Origin of the sequence: Salinicoccus sp. HZC-1, from assembly GCF_046736035.1 — a bacterium.
Lineage (GTDB): Bacteria > Bacillota > Bacilli > Staphylococcales > Salinicoccaceae > Salinicoccus.
Genome location: NZ_CP177130.1, coordinates 2,324,239 through 2,336,686, shown reverse-complemented (window position 1 = coordinate 2,336,686; position 12,448 = coordinate 2,324,239). Strand labels below are relative to the sequence as shown.

The window sequence follows — 12,448 nt, the reverse complement described above, 5'->3', positions numbered from 1 at the left end:
AAATACTAGCAGGGGTGAGCGATGTGCTGATGATTGAAAAACTCAAAATGGACTACGGTAAATTCCAATTGCATGCAGAAGGATTAAAATTTGGAAAAGGCCTCCATGTTGTGCTCGGACCGAATGGCAGCGGGAAAAGTTCAATGATGAAAGGAATAATTGGATACGGTGATGATTCCATAAAGGTCCGCGATATTTATTATCAGGGGGAGCACGCCGGGCCGGCCGGCCGGATTTTCAGTTATCTCCCGCAAAGTAATCCTGTATTCCGGATTGATGTAGAAGCGTATATCAAACTGACCACAGATTGTGAGGACAGTAAATTATACAATGATCTGATAGAGATGTTCGAATTGAAAAGTCTGGCGGGACAAACGATAGAGGAACTGTCAGGCGGGGAGTTTAAACGGGTGCAGTGTGCCCAGATTGCGATGGAACAAAAGAAAATCATCATGCTGGATGAGGTGGAGCAGGGGCTGGATCTTAAATATCAGCATCAAATATTAAAATGGATGAAAAGTGAGGCGGGTAAAAAGGCAGTCATCGCAAACATGCATGATGCAGCGCTTGCGATGACCTATGCTGATACTGTGACGATGATTAAAGACGGCAAGGTGATCGAAGCGGGGGTCAGCCCGCACGCAATCACATCGGCAATGCTTTCTGAATGTTATTCTATTCCGTTGACGATAGAAAGAAGACAAAACAGCATCGCTGTTTTTCATACTCCTCTATAGGAGGGCACCGAGGGCTCCGGAGTATTCACCGTTTTCGATAATATGGGCGTTTACCCCTTTGAGATCGGCATATCTCCGGACAATTTCTATCATTACGTCATTATTGAGCAGGGTGGAACCGATAAAGACGATATCTTCAGTCTCAAATCCATCAGCCAGGCTGATTCCCACGGCGGTTACTGTTTCGGCAACCAATCCGATGACTGCCTGAATCTTATCAGCATTGTTCATATCCTGGATATTCCCGGTAAGCACATTGCCGAAGTTGCTCGCAGTAAGGTCGCCCGGTATGGGTGTCTGCCGGCCGGCATAGATGTGATGGACCTTAAGGTCGATTTCATCTCTGTTTCCCGCTGCGGCAAGCTTGACGATTTCATCATATGAATCCAAATCAGTCAGCAGTTTGGATAAGCCCATAAGCGTACCGCCTCCGACACCCGAGCCGCCAACCCGAGTCTGGCCTTCCCAATCCGCCTGGTGGAAACTCGTTCCTGTGCCCACGTTTAAATATACGAAGCGTTTTATTGATAGATTCTGTTCCTGCATGAGTTTGATCAGACCGCGATACGTCGCATCAAACTCGACAGAAGTTCCATGTATCTGTTTAAGTTTCTCATTCATATATTCTGCCTTACCGCCGGTAAGATATATTTCATCTGCTGAATGATATGTATTGAGATCATCTATCAGCAGATCTATTTCTGACGATGGACGTTTTTCAAATCTTCTTTTTTCATTTTCAAAATAAACGATTTTTAAAAGTGTGCCGCCTGCGTCAATTCCGATTTTCATAATGTAGCCTCCAACAAAAAAGAATGTCATTGGGCTTATTATACCAATGACATTCCTCTTTTTTAATATAAATTTTATACATTTTTCCTTTTGTTCTTTTTCTGTCTGCGTTTCATTGAGTCATTCGGTTCCCGTCTGAGCGATTTGGATACCGCAACGATCATTAAAATAAGAATGATTCCAAATGGAAGCCCTGCGAGCAGTGAGGCAGCCTGAAGGCTGGTTAATCCCCCGGCGATGATCAGGGTTACAGTGAGCAGCCCAAGGAGAATGCCCCAAATGATCTTAAGGCGCATCTGAGGGTTTTCAGTATTCCCCGATGTCATCCCCGCTACAATGAATGTTGCAGAGTCTGCAGAAGTTACCAGGAAAGTAAAGATTAACAGAATCGAAAGTGCTGAGAACAAAGCAGTCATAGGCAGTTGATCAAACAGCGCGAACAGTGCAGCGGTATCATCTTCCAGTACAAGTTCCCCGATGTTTGTTCCGTTGAACAGGTCAGAGTAAATGGCTGTACCGCCGAGCGCCCCGATCCACAGGAAGGAGAGCATAGGCGGAATAATCAGTATCCCCAGTACGTACTCACGGATTGTACGCCCTTTGGATACGCGTGCCACGAAGGAGCCGATAAACGGACTCCATGCGATTACCCATGCCCAGTAGAAGACAGTCCATTCCTGAACCCATAATTCACCGGAATAAGGCTGCATTCTGAGAGAGTAGCCGACATAATTTGAAATATAGTCGCCCAGACCAACTATGATACTTTCCATTATGAAAGTGAATGGACCAACGGCCATTACGAAAATAGTAATTACCGCGGCGAGGATCATATTCAGGTTACTCAGCCATTTAATCCCTCGTTTTAGTCCTGTAGTTGTTGAAAGTATAAAAAGACCTGTCATTAATGCAGTAAGTATAATTTGCGTAAGAGGGCCGGAAGGGATGCCGAATGCGATGTTTAAACCGCCATCCATCTGCATTATTCCCAAACCTACTGAAGTAGCCATACCGGTTACTGTAGCAATTACTGCAAGGATATCAATCGCTTTTCTTGCCTTTTGGTTATATTCCGTTCCAAAAAGCGGTTCAAGAGAAGTGGATACGAGACCGTTTTTCTGTTTACGGTATTGGGAATAGCCGATGGCGAGACCCGCCACTCCGAATATTGACCATTGTGAGATTCCCCAGTGGAAGAATGAATATCCCATAGCCATGCGGGCGGCTTCGGTTGTTTCTGTTTCACCGCCGTTGAACGGGGATATCATGTAGTGACTCATCGGTTCAGCAACACCGAAGAATACGAGACCCACGCCAAGTCCGGCAGAAAATAACATGCCTATCCAGGAGCGGAATGAGAATTCCGGTTTTGACTGGTCTCCTCCCAATTTGACACGGCCATACGGAGATAATGCAAGAAATATAAGAAATACTCCAAAACCAAATACCGCGAGCATAAAGAACCAGCTGAAGTAATTGGAAATCCAGCCATAGACTGATTCGGATGCCACCTGGAATCCCTCAGGTACTATCGTGGCAACGATTGCCGCCAGCAGTACAACACTTGAAGATGCCCAGAAGACAATTCCCAGTATGGATTTTTTCCCCTCCGGATCCGCCGGATATTCATCATCCGAGTTCTTTGTTAAATTATCATTGTCCAAAATTTCTCCCCCTAAAATTTGAAAAGTCTATTTGCTTTACCCCAGTTCCTGTATAATAAACGCATTAAAACGCGTTGAATATCTGGATGACTATAATATACTTGTAAGGGTATACTAAGTATCATACCAAAATGATGAAACATGTCAAAAAGGGGTTTCAATATGAATGACATTACAATTCGGCCATACGAGGAAGAAGACCGTAAAAATTTGGAAGAATTCGAACTGAGTGAGAAACAGCAGGTGTATTCAAGTCTGCCTATGGACGTACTCGATGATGCAATTAAAGATCCGGACCGCACCCCGTGTGTAGTGCAAAGTGAAAAGGGCGAAACAGTGGGCTTCTTCGTGCTGCATGAACATTACCAGCATGAAGGGTATGATACACCGCATGAAGTGGTGTATATCAGATCGCTCTCCATCAATGAAAAGCTGCAGGGCAGGGGATATGGAACTAAAGTGGCGATGGCTTTACCATTATATGTGCAGGAGAAATATACTTCTCTGGATCATCTTTATCTGGTTGTGGATGCGGAGAACCAGGCTGCGTGGAGTTTATATGAGCGCGCAGGTTTTATGCATACGGCCACTAAAGAGGATGGGCCGATAGGTAAAGAGCGGCTGTATTATTTGGATCTGGACCAAAAATATGTACATAATATAAAATTGAAACTCGATGAAGAAGCAGACCCTTCAAAAATTAAAATTGATATCATCCTGAATAAAAAAGAAAAAGTGGGTTATATAGAAGGGAAAGCGGATAAGGGAGTATTAAGGATTACTCATCTATATACAGAACAAAAAGAACGGGACCGGGGTGTGGCTTCGAGTGCACTTCGTCAGCTCGGGACATTTTTAAGGAGAAACATGCCTGAAATAAGGGACTTGACTGTGGACCCAAGCGATGCAGCAGAGAAAATAAGATTGTTTGAGCGCGTCGGTTTTGTTAAATTTGGAGAAGATGAAAATTCGAAACTGTACAAGAAGTATATAAACTATTAAATTAGTTCTTGATTCATACGTTATTTAAATGTATGATGTTTTTTGACATTCCAGACTGGAAAGGATGAATTGGATGCTACTGGATGATTATTCCAAGGAAATGATGAATGAGAACTCTTTCATCGACATGGCCTATATTTATTTACAGGAACAAGGCAAGGAAAAGAACCTCTATGATATTGTTGATAAGTTCAAGGAGATAGGCGGTTATAAAGATAAAGAAATAGAAAACCGCGTACTTCAATTTTATACAGATTTAAATACTGACGGAAGATTTCTGAGCACCGGCGAGGGTGTCTGGGGACTGAGAGACTGGTATTCTATAGACGATATCTCAGACAAGATTGCACCTACGATCCACAAAATAGAATTGGCTGTCGAAGACGAGGACCCGAAAGTTTACGACGGAGAAGAAGCGGCCGAAGATTTTGACCAGGATAAAGAGCTCGTTCAGAGTGATACAGAGAATCTTGAGTCACCTTTGAATAACAACGCAGTTGAATCAGAAGATGATATTGAAGAAAACATAGATGAGTCCATCGATGAAAATGTAGAATTTGATGATTCCGACGAATTGGAAGATAGTTACGAAGACAAACCGGACCTCTAAAACAGAGATTCCAGTTGACTTTCTTTTTAAAAGTGATATTATTTTTATTGGGCTCCCTGAAACAGGGATTGTAAAGAACGGCTCCTTTTCACCAAGTGTGGAAGGGAGCTATTTTTATTTTTACAGGAGGAAGTGCAATGACTAAATATATTTTTGTAACAGGCGGCGTAGTCTCTTCTCTTGGCAAAGGCATCACAGCTGCGTCACTGGGAAGATTGCTGAAAGACAGAGGATTCTCTATAACAATTCAAAAGTTCGATCCATACTTAAACGTAGACCCGGGAACGATGAGTCCATATCAGCACGGCGAAGTTTTCGTCACAGAAGATGGTGCTGAAACGGATCTTGACCTCGGACACTATGAGCGTTTCATCGATATTAACCTTCATAAGTATTCCAACGTTACAGCAGGGAAAGTTTATTCTGAAGTAATCAGAAAAGAACGCCGCGGGGATTATCTTGGAGGCACGGTACAAGTAATTCCACATATAACCAATGAGATTAAATCCCGCCTATTACAAGCCGGTGAAGAGTCAAACGCAGATATCGTCATAACTGAAATCGGTGGAACAACAGGTGATATAGAATCACTTCCCTTCCTAGAGTCGATCAGACAGTTGAGAAGTGACCTTGGCTCTGAAAACGTAATGTTTATTCACTGTACACTACTTCCATATATCAAAGCAGCAGGCGAAATGAAAACAAAACCAACACAGCACAGCGTTAAAGAACTCAGAGGTCTTGGTATTCAGCCGGACATGATTGTTGTGCGTTCCGAATACGAAATGGCTGAAGATCTCAGGGATAAGATTGCACTCTTCTGTGATATTGACAAAGGCAGCGTAATCGAGGCGAGAGACGAAGATACGATCTACAATATTGTCATCCGTCTCCAGGAACAGAACATGGACTCCCTGGTCATCGACAGATTAGGACTCGAGAGCACTCAGGAAGCGAAACTTGAAGAGTGGAAACATCTTTTGGATAATTTGAGTAAAATCAACCGCACTATTAAAATCGCACTGGTGGGTAAATACGTCTCTCTGCAGGACGCTTATCTGTCAGTGGCAGAATCACTCAGACACGCCGGGTACGAGCAGCAGGCGGATATCGACATCAAGTGGATCAACTCAGAGCATCTTACTGCCGATAACTATAAAGAACAGCTTGCAGACGCTGATGGTATTTTAGTGCCGGGCGGCTTTGGAGAACGCGGAGTAGAAGGTAAAATCCATGCGCTTCATTACGCACGTGAGAATAAAGTGCCATTGCTCGGAATTTGTCTCGGAATGCAGCTCGCAACAGTAGAATTCGCACGTAATGTAGTCGGTTTGGAAGATGCACATTCAAGCGAGCTGAATCCGGAAACATCCCATCCGGTAATCGACTTGATGCCGGACCAGAAAGACGTTGTAGATCTGGGCGGCACACTCCGTCTCGGCAGTTTCCCGTGTGATATTAAAGAGGGCACAATTGCACGTGATCTATATGAGGTCGCAAGCGTTGATGAAAGGCACAGACACCGTTATGAATTCAATAACAAATATAAAGAACAGCTGGAAGAAGCGGGAATGGTATTCTCCGGAACATCACCGGACGGCCGCTTAGTAGAAATGATTGAATTGAAAGATCATCCATACTTCGTCGCAGTACAGTTCCATCCGGAATTCCAATCCAGACCGACGAGACCACATCCTCTATTCCAGGGATTGATCCAGGCGAGCATGAAGTAATTTAACTTTTTAATACCCCACCGCATTGGCGAAGGGGTATTTTTTAAGCTTTTAATCGTATTTCCGGGGTTTTGATAGAGCGAGGGTTGGCTTATTTGCTGTTATCTTTTGCTGGATTTTGAACTGAAGGTGCGATGAACGTATTTCGGTTAATAAAAAAAGCCGAAGCGGCAGGCCCGCTTCGGTCAAATCAAACTGAATTACAAATGAAAACTACATCCAGTAATCCTCATTCGTCATTTCGTCTATCAATACATATAAATGATCGTAAAGATACAGGAACGCATTCAAATAAGGATTTACAATCTTATCGAAGTTTGGTGTCGGTATAAGCGGGCGAGGGGAGGATAAATCAATATAATGGTGGATCTGGTCCATTTTTTCAGACTCGTACTTATTGTAATTAGACACTAAGACAAATTCGATACCAGCTGTTTCCAGTACATCAGTAAATGCTTTTACTTCATCGTCGAACTTATCAGCTGCGACGAGTACCCTGTCCGGTGTGCCGACTTGGGAAATCTCATCAAAATGCTTTATCTTGGGTAAAGCCAACGTGCCGACGAGCAGGAAATTCTCAATGCCGGTGAAATCATGGAAAGTCTTTAAATATATCCCGCCTTCCGAGTGCACCGCCTGCGAGAGGAGTCTTGCGGCCATCTCGATCTCTTCTGACTGTGCATCGATATGGTTGTAAATGTTTGTGAGTTGAGTCTGTAAAATTTTATCCATTACATTCTCTCCATTCTTTTTGATGGTAAAGCAATATTAACAAACGATTGCTAATAATTAAATGCTTTTGGTATAATCAAGTCTTAAGTAATGAATTGTAGGAGGAAAAGTATAATGCCTTTAGTATCAATGAAAGATATGCTTAATAAAGCAAGGAAAGAAGGTTATGCTGTAGGTCAGTATAACGTGAACAACCTTGAATTTGCCCAAGGGATCTTAATGGCGACTCAAGAAGAAAATGCACCTGTAATCCTCGGTGTTTCTGAAGGTGCCGCCAGATATATGAGTGGTATGAAAACTGTAGTCAAAATGATCGAAGGTTTGATGGAAGACCTCAACATTACTGTGCCGGTTGCGATTCACCTTGATCACGGTTCCAGTTATGAGAAATGTGTTGAAGCGATCGAAGCTGGGTTCACTTCAGTAATGATAGATGCTTCACACGGTCCTTTTGAAGAAAATATCGCAACGACTAAAAGAGTCGTAGATTATGCTCACCCTAAAGGTGTTTCCGTTGAAGCGGAACTTGGTGTAGTCGGCGGACAGGAGGATGACGTTGTTGCTGACGGCGTTATTTATGCTGATCCTGAAGAATGCCGCGAACTTGTCGAACGTACAGGTATTGACTGCCTGGCGCCGGCACTTGGTTCTGTCCACGGCCCTTATAAAGGTGAACCAAAGCTCGGATTCAAAGAAATGGAAGAAATCGGCAACCAGTCAGATATTCCATTGGTACTCCACGGTGGTACAGGCATTCCCACAAAAGACATCCAAAAAGCGATTTCTTATGGAAGTGCTAAAATCAACGTGAATACTGAAAGCCAGATTGCTTCTGCGGAAGCAGTAAGAGAAACACTCAACAATGATCCGGATGTTTATGATCCGCGTAAATATCTTGGGCCTGCGCGTGAAGCGGTTAAGACAACGGTGCAAGGTAAAATCAAGGCATTCGGTACTTCAGACAGAGCTTAATTTCCTGATTATAAAGTCCGCCTTCACCGGCGGATTTTTTAATTCTGTAAAACTGAATACATACAATGATGGAAATCAGCCTCCCGGGCTCAGCATATTTTAATTATTCTTCATCAAATTTTAATTGAATAACCGCATCATTTCTGGCAACATCAGTAAGGAAGAGATACACTAGCGGAACTGCCGGAATCCTTGCATCCTGGTTAGAATTCCAACTTTGAATATACTCGGAAAACGTATACACTGGAGAAGTGCGGCAAATTCATTGCCCAATTGATCAAAACTACTTTATAATAGAACGAACAACCAATTTCGGAGGTGCCCAAAAATGAAATACTTTATTGATACAGCAAATATGGACGAAATTAAAGAAATAAATGAGTGGGGTGTACTGGCGGGTGTTACTACGAACCCTTCTTTAGTAGCGAAAGAGAAAGGGATTTCCTTCCATGACCGTCTGGTTGAAATCTGTGAGCTTGTCGGAGGACCGGTCAGTGGTGAGGTCATTGCACTTGATGCTGAAGGCATGATTTCAGAAGGACGCGAACTGGCGAAACTTCATGAACATATCATAGTTAAAATCCCGATGACAGAAGAAGGTATGAAAGCTGTCAAAGTGCTTTCTGCTGAAGGAATCAAAACAAACGTGACATTGGTGTTCAACACTGTACAGGCACTGACTGCTGCTCGTGCAGGTGCAACTTATGTTTCTCCTTTTATCGGCAGATTGGATGATATCGGGCTGGAAGGTCTTGATTTAATCGAAGACATCCATTATATTTTTACTGTTCATGAAATTGATACAGAAATCATAGCAGCATCCATTAGAAATGAAGGGCACATTCATGGTGCTGCGCTTCGTGGAGCGGATATTGCTACAATTCCGTATAAAGTGATGAAGAAACTCACGCAGCATCCACTTACAGATAAAGGTATTGATCAGTTCCTGAACGACTGGAACAGCATTAAGGACCAATAGACGGGTCTACCGTATAAGGAGAAGGATTATGGGTAAAGAAGTGATAAAAGTCAGAGGAGGCAAAACGCTCTCCGGTGAAGTCGAAATTAGTGGTGCAAAGAACAGTGCGGTCGCATTGATTCCGGCATCATTAATGGCGGAAGAAGGAGACGTGATACTTGAAGGACTTCCGGAAATCTCGGATGTTCAGACGTTGATGAGCCTTTTGAATGACCTTAATATCAAAACAGATCTGGATGGTACAGTATTGAAAATCAATGCTGAAGAGGCGGAAAATATGCCTTTGCCGAACACAAAAGTGCAGTCTTTACGTGCATCCTATTATATGATGGGTGCAATGCTTGCCCGCTTTAAAAAATGTGTTATCGGTTTGCCAGGGGGTTGCCCGCTTGGTCCGCGCCCGATTGATCAGCATATAAAAGGATTCGAAGCACTTGGTGCCAAAGTGACAAACGAACATGGTGCAATGTACCTTGTAGCAGAAGAGTTAAAGGGAGCGAAGATCTTCTTCGATGTTGTATCCGTCGGTGCAACGATAAACATGATGATCGCTGCAAGTTGTGCAACCGGACGTACAGTCCTTGAAAATGTTGCCAAGGAACCTGAAATTGTAGATGTTGCGTCCTTGCTTAATAATATGGGCGCTGATGTCCGTGGTGCAGGTACGGATACGATAAAAATCAACGGTGTTAAGAAACTCCACGGGACTACACACAATATCATCCCCGACAGAATCGAAGCAGGCACTTATATGATTACCGGTGCAGCTGCAGGGGAAAACTTCACCGTCCGCAACATCATTCCCACACATATGGAGTCGCTGACAGCCAAGCTGGAAGAACTCGGTGTAAAAATTGAGACAGGCGACGATTATGTAACTATTACAAAGCCGGATGAATATCGTCCGATCTCGGTGAAGACCCAGGTGTATCCTGGTTTTGCCACAGATTTGCAACAGCCTTTGACACCGCTTCTGTTCAAAGCGGATGGAGTGAGCAAAGTAACGGAAACGATCTATCCGGCACGGTTCAGGCATGTGGATGAGTTGAACCGCATGGATGGTAATATTGAACAAAAGGGCGGATCGGCTCTTATCTATCCTTCTCAGCTTAAAGGTACAGATGTGTATGCAAGTGACTTGAGGGCAGGTGCATGTCTCCTTATTTCAGGACTGATTGCCGAGGGTGTCACGACGATCCACAATGTGAATCACATCGATCGGGGCTATACAGACATCGTAAAAAAACTCGACATACTTGGTGCCGATATTTGGCGTGAAAAAATCTCAGAGGATTAACAGAAGGATGACTCCTGGCTTATCAAGAGAATAAGTCAGGATTTTTTGTATATATTTTGTCCATTTTCCACACTTCTTTCCTTTTAAATATTTATAGTGTAGAATATGAAATTGTTAAAAACCAAGCGTTCCACTTTTCAAATCCCCCGAACATTTAATAATCCCGAATATATGAAAGTGAAGTGAATTTATGGCAGAGCGAGAAAAGAAAGGGCTGAAATATGAGTCCTTTGATGCACTCTATAAAAAAAATAATACAAAAGAATTAACAGTACGTGCCAAAGAACTGGGACTCACCAATTACAGCAGACTGAACAAAAAGGAACTGGTCCTGGCGATAATGGAAGCTGAGATGGAAAAAGACGGCAACTATTATATGGAGGGTGTTCTGGATGACATCCAGCAGGATGGTTACGGATTTTTAAGAACAGTAAACTTCTCCAAAGGGGAGAAGGATATTTATATCTCTGCATCTCAAATCCGCAGATTTGAATTGAAAAAGGGTGATAAGGTTACCGGTAAAGTCCGCCGCCCTAAAGATAACGAGAAATATTACGGTCTGCTCCAGGTCGATTTCATCAATGACCAGAATGCAGAAGATGTGAAAAAAAGACCGCACTTCCAGGCGTTGACTCCGCTTTATCCGGATGTGCGCATCCAGCTGGAGAACAGTGCTTCCGATCTGTCCACGCGTATAATGGATCTTGTCACTCCGATCGGTTTTGGCCAACGCGGTATGATTGTCGCCCCGCCTAAAGCTGGTAAGACGTCATTATTAAAGGAAATCGCAAATGCAATTACGAAAAATCACCCGAATACGAAACTGTTCATCCTGCTTATCGGCGAACGGCCCGAAGAGGTTACAGACCTGGAGCGTTCAGTTGAAGATGCGGAAGTTGTGCATTCAACATTTGATGAACCGCCTCAACATCACGTGAAAGTGGCCGAACTTTTACTTGAGCGGACGAAACGTCTTGTTGAAATGGGCGAGGATGTCATCGTATTGATGGACTCGATCACGAGGCTTGCCCGCGCATACAATCTGGTCATTCCGCCAAGCGGCAGAACGCTTTCCGGCGGTTTGGACCCGGCAAGCCTGCACCGTCCAAAACATTTCTTCGGTGCGGCCAGAAATATTGAAGCCGGCGGCAGTCTTACAATACTGTCCACAGCATTGGTGGAGACGGGCAGCCGTATGGATGATGTCATTTATGAAGAGTTCAAGGGGACGGGGAACATGGAACTGCATCTCGACCGCAATTTAAGTGAACGCCGCGTCTACCCTGCAATCGACATCAGACGCTCCAGCACAAGAAAAGAAGAACTGCTGCTTAATAAGCAGGAATTGGATATACTGTGGCAGTTAAGGAACCTGTTTACAGATTCACCGGACTTCACAGAAAGATTCCTGAGAATACTGAAGCAGACGAAGACCAATGAAGAATTCTTTGATGTATTAAGGCAGCGTATGCTTTCTTCGCAATCGACAGGAAAACCTGTCATTTAAATTGAAGTGCAGCTATTGATTTTTTGCGCTACAGGGTGTATAATATACAAATATTGAGTGGTAAAAGCCACTAATAAACTCTGTGCCAGATGGTTCAGGGCAAAGGAGCTGAAAGAAATGAAACAAGCAATTCATCCGGAATATAACAATGTTAAAGTTGTGTGCTCATGCGGTAACGAATTTGAAACAGGCTCAGTAAACAATGAGGATATCAAAGTAGAGGTATGCTCTGAATGTCACCCATTCTATACTGGACGTCAAAAATTCGCGTCTGCTGATGGCCGTATTGAAAAATTCAACAAAAAATTCGGTTTCAAAAGCGCCAACGAAGAATAATAGAGATTACTGCATTGAAGTGCAACTTCAATGCAGTTTTTTTATGGGCAAAATGTGATATAATTGACAGGATTAAAGGACGAAAAG

12 protein-coding genes are annotated in these 12,448 nt (G+C 43.4%); 9 read left to right on the top strand and 3 right to left on the bottom strand.

The features are described 5' to 3' along the window. The first annotated feature begins 29 nt into the window (after positions 1–29). The gene (locus tag ACKRAT_RS12230) at positions 30–737 is read left to right on the top strand and encodes an ATP-binding cassette domain-containing protein (RefSeq protein ID WP_411844457.1); all 708 of its coding nucleotides are present in this window, start codon (positions 30–32) and stop codon (positions 735–737) included. Here ACKRAT_RS12230 and coaW read toward each other — a convergent pair. Beyond that, the gene (gene coaW, locus ACKRAT_RS12225; RefSeq protein WP_411842659.1) at positions 732–1,529 is read right to left on the bottom strand and encodes a type II pantothenate kinase; all 798 of its coding nucleotides are present in this window, start codon (positions 1,527–1,529) and stop codon (positions 732–734) included. The two genes, ACKRAT_RS12230 and coaW, sit on opposite strands and share 6 nt — an antisense overlap. Positions 1,530–1,603: 74 nt before the next feature. Then, positions 1,604–3,193: a BCCT family transporter gene (locus tag ACKRAT_RS12220; protein WP_411842658.1), complete on the bottom strand. Its 1,590-nt coding sequence runs from the start codon at positions 3,191–3,193 to the stop codon at positions 1,604–1,606. A gap of 162 nt (positions 3,194–3,355) precedes the next feature. Here ACKRAT_RS12220 and ACKRAT_RS12215 point away from each other — a divergent pair, with 162 nt between their 5' ends. From ACKRAT_RS12215 to ACKRAT_RS12205, 3 genes are all read left to right on the top strand, one after another. Beyond that, entirely contained in the window at positions 3,356–4,195 is an 840-nt protein-coding gene (locus ACKRAT_RS12215; protein ID WP_411842657.1) for a GNAT family N-acetyltransferase, read from the top strand. A 73-nt stretch (positions 4,196–4,268) separates the two neighbouring features. After that, the gene (rpoE, locus tag ACKRAT_RS12210) at positions 4,269–4,805 is read left to right on the top strand and encodes a DNA-directed RNA polymerase subunit delta (protein WP_411842656.1); all 537 of its coding nucleotides are present in this window, start codon (positions 4,269–4,271) and stop codon (positions 4,803–4,805) included. A 137-nt stretch (positions 4,806–4,942) separates the two neighbouring features. Then, a complete protein-coding gene (locus ACKRAT_RS12205) occupies positions 4,943–6,538 on the top strand; it encodes a CTP synthase (RefSeq protein WP_411842655.1) in 1,596 nt (531 codons plus the stop codon). A gap of 213 nt (positions 6,539–6,751) precedes the next feature. Here the strand turns inward: ACKRAT_RS12205 and ACKRAT_RS12200 are convergent, their stop codons facing one another. Beyond that, positions 6,752–7,270 (bottom strand): DUF2529 family protein, encoded by a 519-nt coding sequence (locus tag ACKRAT_RS12200; RefSeq protein ID WP_411842654.1) that lies wholly within the window; start codon positions 7,268–7,270, stop codon positions 6,752–6,754. Between the two features lie 114 nt (positions 7,271–7,384). Between ACKRAT_RS12200 and ACKRAT_RS12195 the strand changes: the two genes are divergently transcribed. The 5 genes from ACKRAT_RS12195 (at position 7,385) to rpmE (ending at position 12,361) form a co-directional block, all read left to right on the top strand. After that, positions 7,385–8,242, top strand: coding sequence for a class II fructose-bisphosphate aldolase (locus tag ACKRAT_RS12195; protein WP_411842653.1), 858 nt, complete (start codon positions 7,385–7,387; stop codon positions 8,240–8,242). Between the two features lie 328 nt (positions 8,243–8,570). Then, complete coding sequence (fsa, locus tag ACKRAT_RS12190; protein ID WP_411842652.1) at positions 8,571–9,221, top strand: fructose-6-phosphate aldolase; 651 nt, start codon at positions 8,571–8,573, stop codon at positions 9,219–9,221. A gap of 28 nt (positions 9,222–9,249) precedes the next feature. Continuing rightward, positions 9,250–10,518 (top strand): UDP-N-acetylglucosamine 1-carboxyvinyltransferase, encoded by a 1,269-nt coding sequence (locus ACKRAT_RS12185; protein ID WP_411842651.1) that lies wholly within the window; start codon positions 9,250–9,252, stop codon positions 10,516–10,518. A 190-nt stretch (positions 10,519–10,708) separates the two neighbouring features. Next, a complete protein-coding gene (gene rho, locus ACKRAT_RS12180; protein ID WP_411842650.1) occupies positions 10,709–12,025 on the top strand; it encodes a transcription termination factor Rho in 1,317 nt (438 codons plus the stop codon). Positions 12,026–12,142: 117 nt separating this feature from the next. Continuing rightward, complete coding sequence (gene rpmE / locus ACKRAT_RS12175; protein ID WP_411842649.1) at positions 12,143–12,361, top strand: 50S ribosomal protein L31; 219 nt, start codon at positions 12,143–12,145, stop codon at positions 12,359–12,361. The last annotated feature ends 87 nt before the right edge of the window (positions 12,362–12,448 follow it).

Coding starts and splice junctions, on each gene's coding strand:
- ACKRAT_RS12205 (WP_411842655.1), top strand. CDS start 4,943: ATGACTAAATATATTTTTGTAACAGGCGGCGTAGTCTCTTCTCTTGGC.
- ACKRAT_RS12230 (WP_411844457.1), top strand. CDS start 30: ATGATTGAAAAACTCAAAATGGACTACGGTAAATTCCAATTGCATGCA.
- coaW (WP_411842659.1), bottom strand. CDS start 1,529: ATGAAAATCGGAATTGACGCAGGCGGCACACTTTTAAAAATCGTTTAT.
- fsa (WP_411842652.1), top strand. CDS start 8,571: ATGAAATACTTTATTGATACAGCAAATATGGACGAAATTAAAGAAATA.
- ACKRAT_RS12200 (WP_411842654.1), bottom strand. CDS start 7,270: ATGGATAAAATTTTACAGACTCAACTCACAAACATTTACAACCATATC.
- rpmE (WP_411842649.1), top strand. CDS start 12,143: ATGAAACAAGCAATTCATCCGGAATATAACAATGTTAAAGTTGTGTGC.
- rho (WP_411842650.1), top strand. CDS start 10,709: ATGGCAGAGCGAGAAAAGAAAGGGCTGAAATATGAGTCCTTTGATGCA.
- ACKRAT_RS12185 (WP_411842651.1), top strand. CDS start 9,250: ATGGGTAAAGAAGTGATAAAAGTCAGAGGAGGCAAAACGCTCTCCGGT.
- rpoE (WP_411842656.1), top strand. CDS start 4,269: ATGCTACTGGATGATTATTCCAAGGAAATGATGAATGAGAACTCTTTC.
- ACKRAT_RS12195 (WP_411842653.1), top strand. CDS start 7,385: ATGCCTTTAGTATCAATGAAAGATATGCTTAATAAAGCAAGGAAAGAA.
- ACKRAT_RS12215 (WP_411842657.1), top strand. CDS start 3,356: ATGAATGACATTACAATTCGGCCATACGAGGAAGAAGACCGTAAAAAT.